Source organism: Gaiella sp. (assembly GCF_057140465.1).
The window spans coordinates 1-19,730 of sequence record NZ_DBNHWK010000075.1 but is presented as its reverse complement, the minus strand read 5'-3'; the positions used below and the strand labels follow the sequence as shown (position 1 = coordinate 19,730).

Annotated in this window: 19 protein-coding genes and 1 tRNA gene; 11 read left to right on the top strand and 9 right to left on the bottom strand. The window is 71.9% G+C overall.

Going from position 1 to position 19,730, the window contains the following annotated elements:
* The first annotated feature begins 53 nt into the window (after positions 1 to 53).
* From AC162C_RS11170 to AC162C_RS11160, 3 genes are all read left to right on the top strand, one after another.
* On the top strand, positions 54 to 1,721 hold the full coding sequence (locus AC162C_RS11170) for a cyclic nucleotide-binding domain-containing protein (RefSeq protein WP_484097617.1): 1,668 nt from the start codon (positions 54 to 56) through the stop codon (positions 1,719 to 1,721).
* A gap of 37 nt (positions 1,722 to 1,758) precedes the next feature.
* Entirely contained in the window at positions 1,759 to 3,018 is a 1,260-nt protein-coding gene (locus AC162C_RS11165; RefSeq protein WP_484097616.1) for an MDR family MFS transporter, read from the top strand.
* Positions 3,019 to 3,093: 75 nt separating this feature from the next.
* Positions 3,094 to 4,086 carry a magnesium transporter CorA family protein gene (locus AC162C_RS11160; RefSeq protein WP_462974579.1) on the top strand — a complete coding sequence of 331 codons (993 nt, stop codon included), beginning with the start codon at positions 3,094 to 3,096 and terminating at the stop codon, positions 4,084 to 4,086.
* Between the two features lie 197 nt (positions 4,087 to 4,283).
* Here AC162C_RS11160 and AC162C_RS11155 read toward each other — a convergent pair whose 3' ends face one another.
* The 3 genes from AC162C_RS11155 to AC162C_RS11145 all read right to left on the bottom strand — a co-directional run bounded on the left by AC162C_RS11155 (position 4,284) and on the right by AC162C_RS11145 (position 6,438).
* The gene (locus AC162C_RS11155) at positions 4,284 to 4,577 is read right to left on the bottom strand and encodes a hypothetical protein (protein WP_484097615.1); all 294 of its coding nucleotides are present in this window, start codon (positions 4,575 to 4,577) and stop codon (positions 4,284 to 4,286) included.
* A 405-nt stretch (positions 4,578 to 4,982) separates the two neighbouring features.
* Positions 4,983 to 5,258 carry a hypothetical protein gene (locus tag AC162C_RS11150; RefSeq protein ID WP_484097614.1) on the bottom strand — a complete coding sequence of 92 codons (276 nt, stop codon included), beginning with the start codon at positions 5,256 to 5,258 and terminating at the stop codon, positions 4,983 to 4,985.
* 166 nt (positions 5,259 to 5,424) lie between these two features.
* Complete coding sequence (locus AC162C_RS11145; RefSeq protein WP_484097613.1) at positions 5,425 to 6,438, bottom strand: alpha/beta hydrolase; 1,014 nt, start codon at positions 6,436 to 6,438, stop codon at positions 5,425 to 5,427.
* A 193-nt stretch (positions 6,439 to 6,631) separates the two neighbouring features.
* On the opposite strand from AC162C_RS11145, the gene AC162C_RS11140 reads away from it, so the two are divergent.
* The 4 genes from AC162C_RS11140 (at position 6,632) to AC162C_RS11125 (ending at position 9,124) form a co-directional block, all read left to right on the top strand.
* Entirely contained in the window at positions 6,632 to 6,835 is a 204-nt protein-coding gene (locus AC162C_RS11140; protein ID WP_462974583.1) for a hypothetical protein, read from the top strand.
* Positions 6,836 to 6,943: 108 nt separating this feature from the next.
* Positions 6,944 to 7,147: a hypothetical protein gene (locus tag AC162C_RS11135; RefSeq protein ID WP_484097612.1), complete on the top strand. Its 204-nt coding sequence runs from the start codon at positions 6,944 to 6,946 to the stop codon at positions 7,145 to 7,147.
* A 116-nt stretch (positions 7,148 to 7,263) separates the two neighbouring features.
* Positions 7,264 to 7,806 (top strand): thermonuclease family protein, encoded by a 543-nt coding sequence (locus AC162C_RS11130; RefSeq protein ID WP_484097611.1) that lies wholly within the window; start codon positions 7,264 to 7,266, stop codon positions 7,804 to 7,806.
* A gap of 55 nt (positions 7,807 to 7,861) precedes the next feature.
* On the top strand, positions 7,862 to 9,124 hold the full coding sequence (locus AC162C_RS11125) for an aminotransferase family protein (RefSeq protein WP_484097610.1): 1,263 nt from the start codon (positions 7,862 to 7,864) through the stop codon (positions 9,122 to 9,124).
* Here AC162C_RS11125 and AC162C_RS11120 read toward each other — a convergent pair.
* Both AC162C_RS11120 and AC162C_RS11115 read right to left on the bottom strand, forming a co-directional pair.
* Positions 9,080 to 9,643, bottom strand: a complete 564-nt coding sequence (locus AC162C_RS11120) for an N-acetylmuramoyl-L-alanine amidase (protein WP_484097609.1) — start codon at positions 9,641 to 9,643, stop codon at positions 9,080 to 9,082. The genes AC162C_RS11125 and AC162C_RS11120 overlap by 45 nt on opposite strands.
* A 128-nt stretch (positions 9,644 to 9,771) precedes the next feature.
* Positions 9,772 to 10,659, bottom strand: a complete 888-nt coding sequence (locus tag AC162C_RS11115; RefSeq protein WP_484097608.1) for a haloalkane dehalogenase — start codon at positions 10,657 to 10,659, stop codon at positions 9,772 to 9,774.
* A gap of 82 nt (positions 10,660 to 10,741) precedes the next feature.
* Here AC162C_RS11115 and AC162C_RS11110 point away from each other — a divergent pair, with 82 nt between their 5' ends.
* Positions 10,742 to 11,236 carry an HIT family protein gene (locus AC162C_RS11110; protein ID WP_484097607.1) on the top strand — a complete coding sequence of 165 codons (495 nt, stop codon included), beginning with the start codon at positions 10,742 to 10,744 and terminating at the stop codon, positions 11,234 to 11,236.
* A 61-nt stretch (positions 11,237 to 11,297) separates the two neighbouring features.
* On the opposite strand, the gene AC162C_RS11105 is transcribed toward AC162C_RS11110, so the two are convergent.
* Positions 11,298 to 12,176: a hypothetical protein gene (locus tag AC162C_RS11105; RefSeq protein ID WP_484097606.1), complete on the bottom strand. Its 879-nt coding sequence runs from the start codon at positions 12,174 to 12,176 to the stop codon at positions 11,298 to 11,300.
* Positions 12,177 to 12,238: 62 nt separating this feature from the next.
* On the opposite strand from AC162C_RS11105, the gene AC162C_RS11100 reads away from it, so the two are divergent.
* Positions 12,239 to 12,310 (top strand) — tRNA-Gly (locus AC162C_RS11100).
* Positions 12,311 to 12,581: 271 nt separating this feature from the next.
* Here AC162C_RS11100 and AC162C_RS11095 read toward each other — a convergent pair.
* Together AC162C_RS11095 and AC162C_RS11090 are read right to left on the bottom strand one after the other, a co-directional pair.
* Entirely contained in the window at positions 12,582 to 13,427 is an 846-nt protein-coding gene (locus AC162C_RS11095) for a sulfurtransferase (protein WP_484097605.1), read from the bottom strand.
* A 284-nt stretch (positions 13,428 to 13,711) separates the two neighbouring features.
* Positions 13,712 to 14,038 carry a hypothetical protein gene (locus AC162C_RS11090; RefSeq protein WP_462974593.1) on the bottom strand — a complete coding sequence of 109 codons (327 nt, stop codon included), beginning with the start codon at positions 14,036 to 14,038 and terminating at the stop codon, positions 13,712 to 13,714.
* Positions 14,039 to 14,512: 474 nt separating this feature from the next.
* On the opposite strand from AC162C_RS11090, the gene AC162C_RS11085 reads away from it, so the two are divergent.
* Positions 14,513 to 17,848, top strand: a complete 3,336-nt coding sequence (locus AC162C_RS11085) for an ATP-binding protein (protein ID WP_484097604.1) — start codon at positions 14,513 to 14,515, stop codon at positions 17,846 to 17,848.
* A 112-nt stretch (positions 17,849 to 17,960) separates the two neighbouring features.
* On the top strand, positions 17,961 to 18,947 hold the full coding sequence (locus AC162C_RS11080) for a WD40/YVTN/BNR-like repeat-containing protein (RefSeq protein WP_484097603.1): 987 nt from the start codon (positions 17,961 to 17,963) through the stop codon (positions 18,945 to 18,947).
* On the opposite strand, the gene AC162C_RS11075 is transcribed toward AC162C_RS11080, so the two are convergent.
* Positions 18,944 to 19,498, bottom strand: coding sequence for a CGNR zinc finger domain-containing protein (locus tag AC162C_RS11075; RefSeq protein WP_484097602.1), 555 nt, complete (start codon positions 19,496 to 19,498; stop codon positions 18,944 to 18,946). The two genes, AC162C_RS11080 and AC162C_RS11075, sit on opposite strands and share 4 nt — an antisense overlap.
* Positions 19,499 to 19,730 lie beyond the last annotated feature (232 nt).

The window sequence follows — 19,730 nt, the reverse complement described above, 5'->3', positions numbered from 1 at the left end:
GCCGGCGCTCGACACGCCCGAGACGTGACCCGCGCCGCAGCGGAGCGAGCGCGATGATCCATGCTCGTGCTCGCCGTGCCGGCGCACAGGTGCTGACCGTCCTCGGCATCGTCGTCCGACGCGCTCCGCTGCGTCGGATCGAGCTCGCCTTCGCCGGGTTCAACCTCGCCGAGTGGGGCGTCTGGGTGGCGTTGCTCGTCTACGCGTACGGCAACGGAGGGACGACCGAGGCTGCGGTCGTCGCCGTCGTGCAGCTCGTGCCCGCTGCCGTCTTCGCGCCGCTCGCGTCGGTGATGGGAGATCGCCATCGGCCTGGACGTGTGCTCTTCTGGGGCTACGTCGCACAGGCGTTCTGGCTCGGCGTGACCGGTGCCGCGCTGCTCGCCGAGGCGCGACCGCTGATCGTCTACGGGCTCGCGGTGGGCGCGTCGATGGCGATCACGATCACGCGTCCGACGATGGCGGCGTTCGTTCCCTCCCTCGCGCGCTCACCCGACGAGCTCACCGCGCTCAATGTCGTCACGAGCTGGACGGAGAGCGTGAGCGTCCTCGTCGCGCCCGCCCTCGCGGGCATCCTCCTCGCGATCGGGAGCACGGGGACCGTGTTCGCGGTGATGGCGTTCGTGGTCGCCGCGAGCGCGCTGCTCGTCCGCCCCTACCCAGGGCCGCCTCCCGCCGGAGGACACGAGCTCGTGTCGACCGGAGCGTCCCTCGGGGCCGCGTTCGCTGTCCTCCGGGAGGAGCGGTATGCACGAGTGCTCGTGATCGCGCTCTCGGCCGACTTCGTCGCCATGGGCGCGCTCGACGTGCTCTACCCCGAGCTCGCGATCGGCGTGCTCGAGCGCAGCGAGTCCTGGGCCGGGTACCTGAACGCCGCGTTCGGGGCCGGCGCGACGCTGGCTGTCGTGGTCACGGCAGGCCTCGTGGGCAAGCCTCGGCTCGTCCCCTCGCTGCTGGGAGGCCTCGCGCTGTACTTCGTCGCCTTCGCGGTGCTCGCCGCCGCGCCGACGACCGGCACGGCTCTCATCCTGCTGGCTGCTGCCGGAGCGGGCCGCGTCATCTTCGACGTGGCGACGCGCACGCTGCTCCAGCGCGTCGCCCCGACCGACGTGCTCGCACGCGTGTTCGGCCTGCTCGAGGGCCTCGCGATGGCCGGCCTCGCGATCGGGTCGCTCCTGATCGCCGGGCTCGTGGCGCTCGGAGGAGCCTCGTTCGGACTGATCGGGATCGGGCTCCTCCTCCCCCTCGCCGCCCTCGTCGCCGGGCGCACGCTCCTCGACGTCGATCGACATGCCGACGTCCCCGTCGTCGAGATCAACCTCCTGCGCTCGCTGCCGCTCTTCGCCCTCCTCCCCGCCGCACAGGTCGAGGGTCTCGCACGCTCGCTCCAGCCCCTCGCCGTCACGGGCGGCACCGAGCTGATCGTGCAGGGCGAGCTCGGCGACCGCTTCTACGTGGTCGCCGACGGCGAGATCGAGGTAACGAGGGACGGGTCCCGGGTCGCGACGCTCGAGCGCGGCGACGGGTTCGGCGAGATCGCGCTCCTGCACGACGTGCCACGAACCGCCACGTGCCGGGCGGTCGGGCCGGCGAGGGTGTACGTGTTGGCGCAGACTGACTTCCTCACCGCCGTGACCGGCCATCCGCAGGCGCACGAAGAGGTGAGCAGGCTCGCCACCGGGCGCTCGCCCGAGGCCGGCGCGACCTCCACCGTCCGCTGAGCCCGCGCCGGCGACGGCCCGGCGATACCGTCTTCTCGTGCACGCGTGGCTGCGGAGCCTGAACCCGAACCTCCCACGGCCCGTGCAGACACTGCAGCTCGGCGGGCTCGTGAGCGCGTTCGGGAACGGCGTCGTGATCCCGTTCGTGCTCATCTACCTGCACAACGTCCGCGGCATCGGCCTCGGGATCGCCGGCCTGATCGTCGCAACGAACGGCGTGGTGAGCCTCGTCGCCGGACCGCTCTCGGGGCCGCTCGTCGACCGCTTCGGCGGACGGCGGATCCTCGCCCTCGCGCTCCTCGTGCTCGCGCTCGGATACGGCGGCCTCGCGCTCGTCCACACTCCCTGGCACGGGTTCGTCGCCGCCGCCGTGATAGGCGCCGGGAACGGCTTCTTCTGGCCTGCCCAGTCGACGCTCCTCGCGGCGCTCGCGTCCCCGACGCAGCGGCCCGCGACGTTCGCGATGCAGCGCGTCGTCATGAACCTCGGCATCGGCCTCGGCGCGCTCACCGGCGGCGTGATCGCGACGACCGACCGTCCCGAGACCTTCGTCGCCGTGTTCGTGATCGACGCCCTGTCCTTCCTCGCCTACCTCGGGATCCTGTGGCTGTTCGTGCCGGGCGTCGTCCCCCGGCTCGAGGCCGTCGAGCAGGCGCACTCCGCCTCGAACAGCTACCGGGACGTCGTCCGGCACGGCGCCTTCATGGCGGTCGTCGGGCTGAACGCGCTCTTCGTCTTCGCGGGGATGTCCGGATTCGAGCTCCTCCCCGTCTTCGCGAAGAACGAGTCCGGCGTGTCGGAGACGTCGATCGGTGTGATCTTCTTCGTCAACACCGTCGTGATCGTGCTCGCCCAGCTGCCGATCACGAAGCTCGCGGAGGGGCACCGGCGGATGCGCGCGCTCGCGCTGCTCGGGCTCGTGTGGGCCGCGTGCTGGGTCGCCGTGGCGCTCGTCGGCGGGAGCAGCCTCGACGGGAGCACGGCGGCCGTGCTCTTCGCGATCACGATGGGCGCCTTCGGCATCGGAGAGTGCATCCACGGCGCCGTCCAGGCTCCTCTCGTCGCCGACCTGGCCGCGCCGCGCCTGCTCGGCCGCTACATGGCCCTCTCGGCGCTCTCCTGGCAGGTCGGATTCGCTCTCGGCCCCGCGATCGGGGGCTTCCTGCTCGAGCGCAGCCCGAGCGGCACCTGGCTCGTGTGGGCGTCCATGTGCTGTGTCGGGGCAGCGCTCGCTCTGGCGCTCGAGCGGCTGATACCGCTCGCCGCGAGGAGAACGCCGGTCGCCCAGCCGGTGTGAGCGTCGGGCCCGGGGCAGGCGACGCGACTAGAATGGAGAACATGGTGCCGGCGATCGACGACCCCCTCAGTACCCGTGCCGAGCCTTCCGCGCATCACGAGACGTACCCGGTCCCGCGGGCCCGGCGACGTCGTCGCCCCGCCCAGGACTGAGATCCACGAGGTCGCGAGCGGCGGCCTGACCTGGATCAACGTCGTCCACCCCGACGTCGAGGTCGCGAGCGCGCTCGCCGAGCGATTCGGTTGGCATCCCCTGGACGTGGAGGACATCGTCTCGCGCCGTCAGCGCCCGAAGGTCGACGACTACGAGGACGACGGATACCTCTTCTCCGTCCTCCACTTCCCGGTCTACGACAAGACGATCCAGCGGCTCAACGCCGCCGAGCTCGACCTGTTCATCGGCCAGGACTACCTCGTCACGATCCCGAACCGCGAGCTGCTCCCGGTCACACGGCTGTTCGCCCGCTGCGAGTCCGACGAGGAGTTCCGCGACTCGCTGTTCGCTCGTGGGCCCGGACGGCTCCTGTACGAGGTGCTCGACGACCTCTTCGACTACTGCTTCCCGATCCTCGACAAGATCGCGCACAAGCTCGACCGGATCGAGGACGACGTGTTCGAGGGCCGGTCCGAGGAGGTCGTCCGCGACATCTCCAACGTGAAGCAGGAGATCATCTCCTACCGCAAGATCATCAAGCCCGAGCGCGGCACGCTGCGCGTCCTCGAACGGCGCGTCGACCGCTTCCTTCCCGAGGAGCTCGAGCTCTACTTCGACGACATCGTGGACGCAGCGGAGCGGATCTGGGACCTCCTGGACAACTACAAGGAGGTCGTCGAGGCACTCGAGTCGACGAACGAGTCGGTGATCTCGCACCGGCAGAACGACGTCCTCCGCCTGCTGACGATCTTCAGCGTGACGATGCTGCCGCTCACCGTGCTCACCGGCATCTTCGGGATGAACGTCTTCTTCCCGGGCGAGTCGAGCTCCGAGGCGTTCTGGGTGATCCTCGTGATGCTCGTCCTGCTCCTCGGCGGCATGGTCGGCTTCTTCCGCTGGAAGCGCTGGCTCTAGGCTCGTTCGCCTACCAGAGCGACGTCCGGCTCGTTCGTACCCGAGTCTTGGAGCCCGAGAAGCCGCTCCTCGAGCTGCTGCGCCTCGCTGCGGAACACCTCGGGCGGTTGCCGATCCCGGCTACGGGGCTACCCCGCTACCGCACCGCGACCAGAGCGTTCAGCGTCCTCTCCTCGGGTGCGTCTCGAGACGCGGTGCTACCGGGGAGCAGACGGCATCGTGTCCCCGCCTGACGGTGGGCCGCCGCGCGGCTTCCGCACGACCGTCCTGCGCTCCCCGCTCATGCTGTGGCCTGCCCGTTCTCGGCGCTTCTGCCGCACGTGGACGATGATCGTCCGGAAGAGCACATAGAGACCGACGAGGAAGGGCAGCTGCGCACCCCAGTACTGTCCCGCGCCCGCTCCGTCGCCGGATACGTATCCGTCCACGAACGCGCCGCCGATCGTCACCGACGCGATCACGGCAGCTGCGACCCAATCCCACCACTTCATTCGAGCGACCTCCTGCCTCCAGGCTGCCACCAGCGCGTCAACCCGGCATCAGGGCGGTTGCCGATCCCGGCTACGGAACCCCCGCGCCCCGACGCTCCGTGACGGGCGACCTCTCCACCACCGCGAACCGTCCGACGCGATCCCGCTGCGGAGGCCGGTGGAAACGATCATGAGAACTGCGGGAAATCCCGGATGCCGCAGGTGTCCGGCGGCGGCGAGACTTGCGCGTGCAATCACCTTCTTCCAGCGCGGCCCCAAGCGGCGCCTGACGCTCGCCCCCTTCCTCGTCAGGCTCCACTTGGGGCCGCGGCGCTCGTGCTCACGCGCGGAGCGGAGGGTCGAGCGGGCGGAGCGTCCCGTCAACGCGGACGGGCGGGGATCGAGGCCCGCCCGGGGCAGGTGCGCCTAGGAGGCCTCTGTTTCCACGACCTCGAGGACGATCGGGGGCGTCCGGACGTCGAGCCGGTCGATCACGCCGGAGCCGACCAGGCGGTCACGAAAGGCCCTCGCGTCGTCGAGCGACGAGAACTCCAGCTGCACGACGATGTCGTTCGGGTCGTCGACGCCGCGGAGGATCGTGTGCCGGGTGACTCCGCCCTGCGCTCGCCCGACGGGGTCGGCGTCGAACATGCCCTTCCACTCGTCGAAGTCGTGGTTGTAGTGAACGAGCATGACGGCCATGACGGTGTGCTCCTTCCTTCGGGGTCTCGGCTCGGTGATGGTCGCACGCGTCACGACGTCCGCCAAGCGTCGGCCGTTTCAGGTTCCGTCCAGGGCCCTCGCCCGCCGGCCCGACGCGATCCGTTCCCTGCGGGGCCCGACGTCGATTCCCTTCCGGGGGGAGGCGCTATCCCCCGAAGCCGAGAAGCCCGGCGAGGACGGGATAGACGAGCTCGGGCCGGGCGTCCGGTTGCTGCACGTCGATGAGGTCGTGGCGCAGCCCGAGCCGGCGCGGGAACTCGTACTCCTGGACGTCGGCGCCCAGGCGGCGCCACGCCTCCCCCAGCGCACGGACGTCACCGTTGTCGACCTGGTCGTCGTTCGCATTCGTGACGAGGGCGATCGACGCCACGGCAGGGGCGTCGATCGCGGCGGACGCCCGGACCGACCGCGAGAGCCGGTACATCTCCGCCAGCGCGCGGGTCGACTCCCCGGCGTATGCGTGCGTGAGCGCCGACGACCCGGGGAGGGACACATCGGGGAGCCGGCCGAAGAGGTTGACGAACACGTAGTCGACGACGTCCGGCATCCGCGGGAGCGTGAGCGCAGGGGCGACGACGACGGCCCGCGCGACGTCGTCCCGGTGCTGTGCGATCCACGCCGAGACGACACCTCCCATCGACAGCCCGAGCACCCGCACGTCGCGGCCGAGACCGCGCGCGGTGTCCACCGCCTCGTCCGCGTAGGCGCGCAACTGTCCCGCCGTGAGACCACCGACGTTGCCGACACCTCCGATCGCACGCGTCGTCGTGTCGGCGAGGCCGTGGTGCGGGACGCGCAGGATGAGGACGTTCGCGCCCGTGCTGTGGATCAACCTCCCGAGCTCCACGAACTGGCGCGGGCAGTTCGTCAGCCCGTGGACGAGGACGACGGCCACCGCCGTGCGACGACCGTGCTGGAGGAGACGGGACTTGCAGGGCTCGTGGACGCGACGCCGCTCACGTGCCCGAACGGCGGCGAACCGCGACATCGACTCCGCGTAGCCGGCGGCGGGGTCAGGCCGAGAGACGAGACCGCCCGACGAGCTGGGGACGACCGCCAGCACGATCACCGCCACCAGCACGACCCCTGCGACCCCCGCCAGGACGCGTGCCGCGAGGCGGAGCTTGGGACGGGCTCCTCTCGCGGTGCCGCCGGCCATTCGCGTCACTATCGCATCCGTCTGCTGCCGATGCTCCGGCGCGCGGCTTCGAGCGAAGCCTCGGACGCGGCCGGGGACGGCACGCCCCGAGGGAGCCCCTCCCCCAGTGCCGGTTACCCCTTTCGGGGGGCAACGTGCGTCCCGCGACGACCGACCGTATGCCCACGGCAGCAATCGACACAAGGGGCAGACGATGACTGCGGCACAGTTCGAAGAGCTCGACGAGTCCGAGGCGGTCGAGGTGCTCCGGTGGCGTTTCGGCGTTCTCCTCCGCGCCGGGTTCGACTTCGACCAGGCGGCGATGGTCGCCGCGCACGTCGACGTCGATCTCCACGAGGCGGTCGAGCTCCTCGACCGGGGCTGTCCGGCCGAGACGGCGATCCGGATCCTCGTCTGATTCGTCCTTCCGGCGGTCGACGGGACGACATCCCCCCATGTGGGGGATGCCGGCCGAGGCGCCCTCTGGCAGAACAGAGGGAGCCATCTGCGACCCGGGAGGAGGTCGATGACTGCGGCACAGTTCGAACGGCTCGCCCCGTCGGAAGCGGAAGCGCTCCTCTGCGCGCGCTTCCGGGCACTCGCCGCGTGCGGCTGTCCACCGGACGACGCGCTCGTGCTCGCGAGCCGCGTCGACGTCGACGTCTGCGACGCGATCTCGCTCCTCCGGCGCGGCTGCCCGCCGGCGCTCGTTCCCGCCCTGCTGACCTGACAGGCGTCGCCGGCACGCGAGGAGGCCGCACGACGCGGCGCCGGCGCGCCGTGATGCGATCCGGGACGGTGCCCGCGCGCCCCCGTGCCGGTGACGACGGGCTCTAGACTCGCGCGATGTGCACGACGAGCCGTCGCCGACGGTCCGGCCGTCTCGCAGCCGTCGTCGTCGTCGCCCTCCTCACGATCGCCGGCGCCGGGTGTGACGCCGCGTCCCCGGTGTCGACGACGGACGGGACAGTCGCCGCCGTCGCAGACGGCGACACGGTGGTGCTCGGCGACGGTCGCCGGGTCCGCCTCGTGCAGATCGACGCCCCCGAAGCCGCGAACGAGTGCTACGGGCACGAGGCGACCACGCTGCTCCGCCGCCTGACGCCTCGGGGCACCACCGTCGCACTGGAGCGTGACCCCGCGCTCGACGACGTCGACGCATACGGGCGCCCGCTTCGCTACCTCGTCGCCGGCGGCACGAACGTGAACCTCGAGCTCGTGCGACTCGGCGCCGCGGTGCCGTACTTCTTCCGGGGCGACCGCGGCCGCTACGCCGACGAGCTGCTCACCGCAGCACGGGATGCCCGCGCTGCGGGGCGCGGGCTCTGGGGCGCCTGCCCCGGGGCGCGACTCGATCCGGCGCGTGGCGCGGTCACGGGCTCCCGGTGACGCAGCGCGAGGACCATGCGCCCGCCGACCCGCTCCGCCCGAGTAGGCTTCCACCGTGGCCACCCGGTTCTGGCACCCCGTCGCGGACATGCACGCCGTTGCCGCCGGCGGCGAGCTCTGGCTGGATCACGGCTCCGGAGCCCACATCTGGGATGTCGAGGGCCGACGCTACGTCGACGCCACGGCGGGCCTCTGGTACGCCAACGTGGGCTACGGACGCGACGAGATCGTCGACGCGGCGGCAGCGCAGATGCGCCGCCTGCATGCGTACTCCCATTACGGCGACGTCTCCACGGAGCCGACGAGCCGACTCGCCGAGCGGATCGCGTCGCTGGCACCGATCGACGACGCCGTGGTCTTCTTCGCCTCCGGCGGAGGCGAGTCGGTGGAGACCACGGTGAAGATGGTGCGCCGCTACTGGAGCCTCACCGGCGAGCCCGACCGCACCGTGATCGTGACCCGGGAGCGCTGCTACCACGGTCTCGCCGGATACGGGACGAGCATCGTCGGCACGGATGTCTTCAAGGCCGGTGTCGGTCCGCTCGTCGGCGACACCGTCCGTGTCCCGTGGGCGTCGGCCGACGCGCTCGCCGACGCGATCGACGAGATCGGCGCCGAGCGCGTCGCGGCCTTCTTCTGCGAGCCGATCATCGGCGCCGGCGGTGTGCTGCTCCCGCCCGAGGGCTACCTCGACGCGGTTCAGTCGGTCTGTCGTGACCGCGGCGTGCTGTTCGTCGTCGACGAGGTGATCTGCGGTTTCGGCCGGGTCGGCGACTGGTTCGCGTCGACGCGCTTCGGCCTCGAGCCGGACGCGATCACGTTCGCGAAGGGGATCACCTCCGGATACGTGCCGCTGGGTGGCGTGATCGTCGGCCCGCGGCTCCGCGATGCGTTCTGGTCGGCCGAGGCCGGTGTCTGGCGGCACGGGTACACGTACTCCGGCCACGCCACGGCGACCGCCGCGGCCCACCCGAACCTCGACATCCTCGAGCGCGAGGGGCTGCTCGGCCGGGCGCTCGAGCTCGAGCGCGAGCTCGCCGACGCACTCGGCCCACTCGCCGAGCACGAGCTCGTCGGCGAGGTGCGGGCGGGGCTCGGGGCCGTCGCGGCCGTCCAGATCGACGAGTCGGTCGTCGCCGCGGATCCCGGTCTCCCCGACCGCGTCACGCTCGGCGCACGCGATCACGGCGTCCTCACCCGCACGCTCGTCGGCGGGGGCCTGCAGGTCTCGCCGCCGCTCGTCGTCGACCGTGAGGGCGTCGACGAGATCGCGTCAGGCCTGCGTGCTGCGCTCGACGACGTCGCCGCCCAGGGCTAGCCGCATCCTGACGAGGCGGAGGAACCGCCGCCACGGGAACGCCGGACCGGGATCCCAGTGGTCCGTGCGGCGGAACGCCTCGCTCACGTCCGCGTGACCCGCCACGCCACGGCGCCGCATCCGAAGGTCTTCTGCCCGCAGCCGGCGCGCCGGGATGTCGTGCCGCCGACAGATCTCGGCAGTGAGGATTGCGCTGCGCTCGAGCACGGACCAGCTGTAGTCGTCGTCCCACCCCCGGGGCCCCTGCCCGGCGTACCCCGCGAGCTCGATCCCGATCGAGCGCTCGTTGCCCCCACGTGCGTGCCAGGCGATGTCGTCCTCGTGGACGCACTGGACGATCGAGTCCGCGTCGACGCAGTAGTGCGCGGAGACCCGGCTGTCGGCTCGCGCGAACCAGCGCGCGACCGCCTCGGCGGTGTCGGCGCGCTCCGGCGCCTCCATGGTGTGGACGACGACGACGTCGACGGCACGCCCCGTCGTCCGGGTGACATGGGGGCTGGCGATGAACGGGTAGGCCACGGCGGATCCCTCGGTCGGGGGACTGCCGCAGGCCCCCAGGGTAACGCCCTGGCCCCGGTTTGTGTAGAGGTGCAGCGCCTTTTCGTCGGGACTGTCCCCCTTCCCGCCGAGGCCCTGCGGTGCTCCGGCTACGTGACCTCGGCGAGCCAGGAGACGATGCGCTCCGCGATCTCCTCGCCCCGGTCCTCTTGGAGCAGGTGCGACGCGCCTGCGACCGTCTCGGCGGGGCCCGCACCGGGGATCAGCGCGGCCATGCGCTCGGCGTGAGCGATCGAGAAGATCGGATCGGAGTCACCGAAGAGCACGAGCGCCGGCTTCACCCACGCGCGCAGGGCCTCACGAACCGCGAGCATCGCCGGTGCGCTCGGGTGCTCTGCGCTCGTCGGCACGAGGTCGGGGAACGCGACGACCCCCACCTTCGACTCCGGCGTCGGGAAGGGCGCATCGTATGCCGCGGCGACATCGTCGGGGATCGGGGTCGCGCAGGAGAGGCGCACGAGCTGCCCCGGCACGATCGCCGTGCCGACCCTCCGCATGAACGCTTGGAAGCGGAGCCACTCGGGCCCCGGCGCCTGGGCTCCGATCCCGGTGTTCATGATCACGAGGCGGTCGATGCGGTCGGGGTGCTCGACGGCGAGCCGGAGGCCGAGCGGGCCGCCCCAGTCGTGCACGACCACGGTCGCCCGCGACAGCCCGAGCTGACGACAGACGAGGTGCTCGACTGCCGCGTACTGCGCGTCGTACGAGTACCACGTCGGGTCGAGCGGCTTGTCCGACCGACCGAACCCTGGGTAGTCAGGGGCGACGACGCGGCCGACCCGCGCGAGCGGCGGGATCATCCGACGGTAGAGGTACGCCCACGTCGGCTCGCCGTGGAGGAGGAGGATCGGGTCGCCCTCCCCTTCGTCGACGTAGTGGAGGCGCAGGCCGTCCTGCTCCGCATAGCGCGGCTCGAAGTCCCATCCGGGAAGGCCCTCGAAACGCTCGTCCGGAGTCCTGAAGGCCTCGACGCCCACGTGGACACCCTAGAAGAGGTCGCCGCCCGACGGCGGCGCGACAGCCGGCTGCTCGTCGAGCGAGGACCCGGCGTCTGGGACAATGGGAGCCGTGACCAAGCCGCTGTGGGCGCCGTGGCGCGTCGTGTACATCGAGCAGGCGGGATCCGAGGACGGCTGTGTGTTCTGCCGCGAGGCCGAGGGCGCACTCGGTGACGACAGCCTCGTCGTGTGTCGGGGGGAGCGTGCACTCGTCCTGCTCAACAAGTTCCCGTACTCGTCCGGCCACCTCATGATCTCGCCGCTGCGGCACGTCGGCGCGCTCGACGCCCTCGACGAGGAGGAGGCGCTCGAGCTCCATCGGCTGACCGTCCGCGCGCTCGCTGCGCTGCGCGCGGTGTGCAGTCCGGACGCCTTCAACATCGGGTGGAACCTCGGCTTCGTCGCCGGCGGCAGCATCGCCGAGCACCTGCACGAGCACGTCGTCCCTCGCTGGGGCGGCGACACGAACTTCATGCCGGTGCTCGCCGACGTGAAGGTCGTCCCGGAGCACCTCCTCGCCACGCGCGACCGGCTGCGCGAGGCGTTCGACGCCTGATCGCGGGTCGGCAGCGGGTGCCGCCGTCCGTGCCCGCAGGCGCCAGCCGTGCCGCGAGTGCCTAGCGGGTGCCGCCCAGGACGCCGAGCGCGGCCCACCCACGCGGCAGCGTCGTCTCGTAGTCGTAGAGGCTCCACCCCGTCGCACCCGTGTCGGCGACCGCATCGGCGAAGGCCTGGAGCTCGTCCCTGCTCATTCGGTTGGCGACGCCGCCGGCCGCGTGGATCGGGACGTCGACGCCGACGAGCGCGCGCACCTGGCGGAGGGAGCGGGCGACGTACCCGTAGGTCGCGTCGTAGCCGGGAAACCCACCACCCGTGTAGGCCATCGGCACGAACGCGTCGTAGAGCGGCCCCAGGTCCGCCCACGGGAACCGGGGCCACCAGCCCGCGTGTCGCTCGAGCGCGCGCGGCGGGTAGGTGATCGCGGCGACCGGGGTGTCACCCGCCTCGGTGCGCAGCGTCCGCGAGAGCGCGAGCAGACGCCGTGTGCGGAGACCGACGTTCTTCAGCCGTGTCGACTCGATGTCGAGCGCGACGGCGTCGAAGGACCCTCCGGCCGGGGTGCGGAAGCGCAGCATCGCCCGCGTCCGGCGGAGATCGCGGGTCGGCCGGTCGAACCCCGGCAGGTACCAGGCGACGACGGCGACGCCGCGCTCGTGCAGCGCGTCCACGAACCGGCCGAGAGGGCCCGGCTTCACGACGTCCACCGCGCTCCGGTCGTTCGCGGTCTCCGCGAAGACGGTTCGCACGCCACGCGCGGCGATCCGCGCCGCTGCGGCCTCCGGCGCCCGGTAGTAGGCGTCGTAGATGTCGACCCAGGTCGCGAGCCCGTCGAAGACCGACGCCTCGGCACGCGGTGCGGCGACTGCCGACCGCTCGGCGGCGGCGACCGCGGCGAGCGACAGCGCGACCGCGACGACGAGGAGCGAGCGACGCATGGGCCGAGGATAGGCGGCTCGTGTGAGGGAACCGTGAGCGGACGGCTAGAATCCGAGGGCGCGCGGGCGTAGCTCAGCGGTAGAGCACTGGCTTCCCAAGCCAGGTGTCGTGGGTTCGATCCCCATCGCCCGCTCTCGGACTCCCCCGTATGTCGGTCTCCTCATCGGCCGGCGCGGACTCGTCAATGCCCCGGTCACCACCGCTCTCACTGCGGTGGTGATGAGTGCCTGGCCCCAGCTGGAGGCGGCCTCCGGTCCCGGCGACACGGGTCTGCCCGAGTCGCTCTCGATGCTGCGTGCGGTGGCCGCAGTGGTTCGCGAAGGGTGGTCCCAGGGAGCACGAACGGGTGACGAACGCGATCCAACGGCCGCCGATGCGGGACGCCCGGCGCGGTCGAGGAGCTCTCAGGGTGCGCCGAGCACGAGCGGCAGCCTCGCATCGGCCGCCCACTCCTCGAGCGACGCCGTGTAGACGGCGACGTCCGTGAAGCCGAGCCGCGTCATCGCGAACGCGGTCGCCGACGCGGCAATCCCGCCGCCGCAGTACGTGATCGTACGCCGTCGGCGGTCGGCTGCGAACAGCGAGGCCAGCTCGTCGAGTGACCGGTAGCGGCCGGTGTCCTCGAACATCTCGAGCACAGAGACGTTCGTGGCTCCGGGAATGTGACCCGGCCGGTCGTACAGCGTCCACTCGCCGCGGTAGTGCTCCGGCGGCATCGTGTCCACGAGCCACACGGCAGCGTCCTCGATCGCGGCGAGCACCTCGTCGCGGTCGGCGATCAGCTCCGGTCGGGGACGGGGGGTGAGCCGCCTCGACGGCTGTGTGGACGGCTCGACGGAGAGCGGCCGATCCGCGAGCAGCCACGCGACGAGCCCGCCGTCGAGGATCGCTGCACGGTCGAACCCGACCCAGCGCAACATCCACCAGACCCGTGCGGCCCACACGGACATGTTCCCGTCGTAGAGCACGACGCTGGAGTCGTCCCCGACGCCCAGCGCGCCCATCGCCGCACAGAACCGCTCCGGTGTCGGGAGCGCTGCTTCCAGAGGGCTCTCGGGGTCGGCCAGGTCGCCGAGCAGGTCGGCGAAGCCGGCGGTCGCGATGTGACCCTCGTCGTACTCGGCCCGTCCGCACACGTTGAGCAGGCGTCCGTGCTCACCGGTCTGCTGGTAGACGCTGCAGTCGAGCACGACGAGGTCGGGATCGTCGAGGTGCTCGCTCAGCCATGCGACGTCGACCAGCGTGTCCATCAGGCCCGCGAGCTCGCCTCGATCGTGGCCGACGCCGAACCGCCGACGTGCTCACCCTCACCCGGTAGGCGAACCAGTGCGCTCACGTCCACCCGACTGTAGCGCGCCCGCCTCGACCCGCACGCCTCGGTCGGGGTTCGGAGCACGCCCCGGCGTCACCCGGTCGCCTTCGGTTCTGCCCACGGCGATCCGGCACGACAAGGCGCCGCCCGAGCCGGCGAGCTCGCGTCACCCGGCGCCGGCTTCGGGGCCGGCAGTCGATCGGAGCGATCCCGTCCGAAGGGCTACAGGCGCCGCTCCGCCATCGGCGGCATCGTGCCCGACGTGTCGATTCCGTGGATATCGACGACCGCGCTCACGAACCAGCGATCGAACTCGTTGTCCGAGGCGATCATGCGGGGCAGGAAGTCGTCGCCGCCCGGCCCCTCGTGGATGACGAGCACGGCGTAGTTCCCGTCCGGCATCGGCTGCAGGTACGCCCGATGGTCGGTCAGCCCATAGCGCTCGTTCATGTCCTCGTACTCGGCCCGGCGTGCTCCCGAGAGCTCCGCGATCCAGGCCTCCCACGCGTCCAGCTTGTCCGCCGCGAGCGGCGCGATCATGCCCGCCATGTGTCCTCCTCGTCCGGGGTCGACAGGTGACACCATCGTCCCGCATCGCCGTGTCACTGGTCAACACCGCCGCGGGGGGCCGCCGGGGGTGCGCCGTGAGCGACGATCGCGCGCGCCGTCGCCGCCCCCTCCGAGCCCGTCTCAGGAGCGACGGACTGCGAAGAGGCGATGCGACCCCCTCGAGCCCTTCCAGCTCGACGTCCGCGTTCGCGACGGGCTCGCTCAGTGACCCGACGCCCCCAGACGAGGAGCATCGCCTCCCCGCGCCACCACTCGGCGGGATCGGTGCCGATCATCAGCGCCCCGGGGGTCCACCGACACCCGTTCGAGAACGCGCTCGATGTCGGTCTGGGAGACCGTTTCGTCCACCGCCGGACGACGCGGCGGATCTCCTCCGAGGGCTCCACGGACGGAGTCCCTCGGACCTCGTCCTGCACGGGCGACGCCGAGCGGGAGCGATGACAGAATGCCGTGATGGCGGTCACCCCGTGCCCGGCGTGCGGCCACGAGAACCAGGACGACCAGCGCTTCTGCGTCTCGTGTGGTCGCGCGCTGCAGCTCACATGCCAGGCGTGCGGGTCGGCGAGCCCACCCGGTGCGCGCTTCTGCGGCAACTGCGGCACCCCGCTCGCCGGGCCCGTGGCGCCCAGGCTGAGCGAGGAGCGACGGCTCGTCACGGTGCTCTTCGCGGACATCTCGGGGTTCACGAGTCATGCCCGCGAGCGCGACCCCGAGGAGGTGACGACCATGGTCGACGCCTGCATGGCGCTGCTCGGGGCCGTGGTCGAACGCTACGACGGCACGGTCGACAAGGTGATCGGAGACGCCCTGATGGCGGTCTTCGGAGCACCGACGGCCCACGAAGACGACGCCGAGCGGGCGATCCGGGCCGCGCTCGACATGCAGGCCACGGCCGCGCAGAACGCGGACGCATTCGCCGGACTCTCCCTCCGCATCGGCGTCAACACCGGCGAGGTGATGTTCGCCCCGGTCGGGCCGGGCGCAGAGCGCGCGTTCACCGTGATGGGCGATGCCGTGAACCTCGCCCAACGGCTCCAAGCGGCCGCCCCGCGAGGCGGGGTCCTCGTCGGCGAGACGACGCGTCGGCTCTCCTCGGACGCGATCCGCTTCGGCGAGGAGGTCGCGGTCCAGGTCAAGGAGGGCGACCCGCCGTCCACCGGCTGGCCGGCGCTCGATGCCGCCGCGACCCCGACCGAGCGTCGGATGCAACGGGGAGCGCTCGTCGGGCGGGATCGGGAGCTCGAGCGGCTCCGCGCGATGTGGCGTCAGGCCGCCGACGAGCGACGGCCGCAGCTCGCGACGATCTTCGGCCCGGCCGGGATCGGCAAGACACGGCTGACCGCCGAGCTGGCCGGCGAGATCGAGGGCGACGGAGGCCGCGTCGTGCGCGGACGATCGCTGCCGTACGGCGAGCAGTCCGGATTCCGCGCCTTCGCCGAACAGGTCGCCGCGATCGCCGACGTGCACGAGACGGACTCGATGCAGGTGGCCCGAGGGAAGCTCGAGTCGTGCGTCGAGCGACTCGTCCCAACCGACCCCGTCGGCACTGCGTCGCGGCTCGCGTCGCTCGTGGGGCTCGGCGACCAGGATCGGGCAGACCGCCGGGAGGCCCTGTTCCTCGCCGCGCGGCAGTTCGTCGAAGGGCTGGCGCGAGAACGCCCGACCGCGCTCGTCTTCGAGGACATTCACTGGGCCGACGAGAGCCTCCTCGATCTCGTCCTCTACCTGGCTGCACGCGTGCGCGACGTGCCGCTGCTCGTCCTCACGCTGGCGCGGCTCGAGCTCCGCGACCGTCGACCCGACTGGGGCGGCGGGCTCGAGTCGTTCGCAGCGTTCCGCCTCGAGCCCCTCTCGATCGACGACTCGGTCGCGCAGGTCACCGCGCTCCTCCCCGACGCCGACGCCGCGGTCGTGACCGAGATCGCCCAGCGAGCCGAGGGCAACCCGCTCTTCGTCGAGGAGCTCTCGGCCTCCGTCGACGAGCACGCCGCGACGTCCGCGCAGGACCTCCCCGACAGCATCCGGGGCATCATCGCGGCCAGGATCGACGCCCTGCCCGAGCTCGAGCGCTCCGTGATCCTCGACGCGTCGGTGGTCGGCAAGACGTTCTGGCGCGGCGTGCTCGAGTCCGTCCGCGTCGACGGCGACGGCCTCGTCGACGCACTCGACGCCCTCGAGCGGCGAGACCTGGTGCGGCGGACGCCGGGACCGCTCGTCGGTGGACACGAGCAGTACGTCTTCAAGCACATGCTGATCCGGGACGTCGCCTACGACACGCTCCCGCGTGCGGTGCGACGGGAGCGGCACGCCGCCGTGGCGCACTACATGGAGCACACGGCGGGCGACCGCATGCCCGAGTACGCCGCCACGGTGGCGCACCACTGGCTGCTCGCGGGAGACGACAGACGGGCAACGGAGTACCTGCTCCTCGCGGCGGAGCAGGCACGGCGCTCGGGCGCGAGGACGGAGGCGGTCGCGCTCTACAACGCGGCGCTCGAGCACCTCGCGCGCGACGACGTGCGTCACCGCGAGACTCGTGCGCGCAAGGGAGTCGCCCTCGTGGAGCTCGGGGCCCTCGACGCGGGCATCGTCGAGCTCGACGGCGTGCTGGACGAGCTCGAGGGCGAGGAGCAGTTCGAGGCGCTGCGCGCGCGCTCGTGGGCCGCCGGTTGGCGCATGGAGGCCGTCGAGGCGAAGGCGTTCTCGCAGCGGGGCTTCGAGCTTGCGACGCGTCTCGGCGACACCGGGCTGCAGGCGATCGCGCTGAGCCAGAAGGCGTTCGCCGCCGCGATCGACGGGTCGCTGCACGAGGCGATCGAGATCGACGAGCAGGCGCTCACCCTGTGGCCGAGCGGCGTCTCGGACGCCAACCTCTCCGAGCTGGAGACGTGGACCGGCGTGCACAAGCACTGGCTGGGAGCGTCGCACGAGGCAGTCGACCACTCCCGGCGGGGGTACGAGCTCGGGCGGAAGACGGCGAGCGTCTACGGGATCGTCGCCGGCGGCACACACCTCGGCCTCGCGCTCACCGCGGTCGGTCGGCACGAGGAGGCACTCACCGTGCTCGGGCAGGCACTCGAGGAAGCCTGGGCGATCGAGCTCGAGCCCGTCCTCACGTCGCGCCTCATCAACGTCCTCGCCGGCACGCTCCACGAGCTCCACGACACGGAGCATGCGAGGACGACGAATCACGAGGCGATCGAGAACGGCGAGCGCGCCGGCTTCCCCGCCGCGGTGCTCAGCGGCAAGATCGACCTCCTGTTCGCCGATCTGCGCGAGGGCGAGGTCGGGAGCGCGGAGGTCGCGTGGCCCGGCCTGTGGGAGGCGGCGGAGGCCAGCAAGGGCTGGCACCAGTGGCTGTGGATGACACGACTGCTGGCGGCGAGGGCGCAGATCGACCTCGCCGCCGGCCGACCCGAGGCCTGCCTCGACGAGGCCCGCCGCGCGATCGAGTTCGCCGACGGCTACGGGCGGCTGAAGTACGTCTGCCTCTCGCGGTTGACGCTCGGCGAGGCCTTGCTCCAGCTCGGGCGGGCCGCCGAGGCCGAGCCGGAGGCGCGCCAGGCGATCGCCGACGCAGCCACGCTCGGCCATCCCCCGACCAGGGCCCAGGCCGCCGCGCTGCTGGGCGGGGTGCTCCTCGCACGTGGGGACGAGACGGAGGCCCTGGCCGCGTGGGACGAGGCACGGCAGGTGCTCGAGACGTTCGCGGCCGACCTCACTCCCGAGCGGCGGGAGCGGTACCTCGCCGCCGCACCCGTCGCCGAGATCCTCGCGCGCGGGCACTGACGGGCGGGGCGCGGCACCACCGGCGCCGCGGTCGGGCACCGTTCCCCCTGATCCTCGAAGCGGGCCTGGGAGTCGACACGTCGTAGCAGCGCGGACATACTCGCGACCAGGCATGGACGACGACGTGCTCCTCGCCGCGACGCGCACCGGGGTCGCACGGGCCTCGATCGAGGCCGACGGGACATGGGTCGTCGACCGGCCGTTCACCGATGACCGCGTGCACTGTCTCGGAGTCGGACGGTCGAGGGGGACAGTCGTGTTCGCCGGCACCGAGCGCCTCGGCGTGGCCCGGTCGGACGACCGTGGCGGAACGTGGGTGTCGTGCGGCCCGCTGCCGCGCCCGGTGCGCTCGCTGGCCGTCAGCCCCCACGACCCGGACACGGTCTACGCGGGCGTGCGCCCCGCCGCGATCTTCCACTCCACCGACGGCGGCGCGACGTGGAACGAGCTCGTCGGGCTCCGGAAGGTCAGGGGTCGCCGACTGTGGTTCTCGCCCGTCTCGCCCTTCACGCCCTACGTGCACGCGATCGCCGTCTCCCCCACCACCCCCGGTGTCGTCGTCGCCGGGATCGAGTTCGGTGCCGTCGTCCGTAGCGCCGACGGTGGGCTGACGTGGAGCGGCCACCGACCCGGAGCGCTGCGCGACTGTCACTCGCTCTGCTTCCACGCGTCGGACGGCAGCCGCGTCTACGAGGGTGGGTACGGTGGCGCGGCTTCCAGCTGCGACGCCGGCCTCACGTGGTCGAGCCCGCGGGACGGTCTCGATCGACGGTACGGATGGGCGGTCGCCGCCGATCCGGCGCGGCCCGACGTCTGCTACGTGAGCGCCTCCCCGGGGCCCGGCAGGGCTCACGGGTCGAAGCCTGCAGAGGCGTTCGTCTTCCGCAGGGTCGGCAGCGGCACGTGGGAGGCGCTGGGCGGCGGGTTGCCGCGGCCCCTCGATCACATGCCGTATGCGCTCGTCACCGACCCACGGAGACCCGGCATGATCACCGCAGCCCTCGCGAACGGTGACGTCTGGCGCTCGCTCGATCTGGGCGACACCTGGTCGCGGATCCCAGCCGACCTGCCCCCACTCGACACGATGGTCATCGCCTAGACCGTGTCGCCACGGCGCCGCGCCCGGTAGGCGGCAGTGGCGGCCCGATCGGCGCACAACCTGCAGCAGTACCTGCGTCTGCCACTCCGCGAGCGGTCGACGAACACGCACGTGCACGGAGCGGCGCTGCAGATGCCGAGCCGCTCCCAGCCCAGCCCCGACACCGCCTCGGCGAGCACGGCCGACGCCTCGGCGATCAGGCGGGCGGACGCACCGACGGGCCCCGGGGCGTGTCGGAGCGCCCACGAGTCGCCGTCCGGCACGAGCTGCGGGACGGCACCCGACCGCTCGAGCAGCGCGTTGAGCCGCATCGCGGCGCGATCCTCGTCCTCCTCGGCGAACACCGACCTCAGCTCCTCGCGGAACGCACGCACACGGGCGAGGTCCCGCCCGTCGACGCCGGCGGCGCCGGAGATTCCGTGGCGACCGAGGAACGCCCGGAGGTCGGACACCTCACGCAGGAGCTCTGGCTGGGCCTCGAGCGTGTCCCACGTGTTGACGAGGTCGACCGCGAGCGCGACGGGGTCGCCCGGCTGCTGGAACTGGATCACCAACATTCAGGCTACCCGTCGCGTCATACTCTTTACAGATTACGCATATGACAAGAGATCGGCTGGCGAGGAGACTCCGATGGCTCGGTACCTGATCCGACGCTTCCTGTGGGCGGTCGTGTTTGTTTAGGCCGTGTCTTGTGTTACGTAGGTGATTTTCATCTTGGTGCAGGAGAAACCGGCGCGGATGGCGGCTGGGCAATCGGCGACGCCGGAGAAGGTGAAGGAGGTG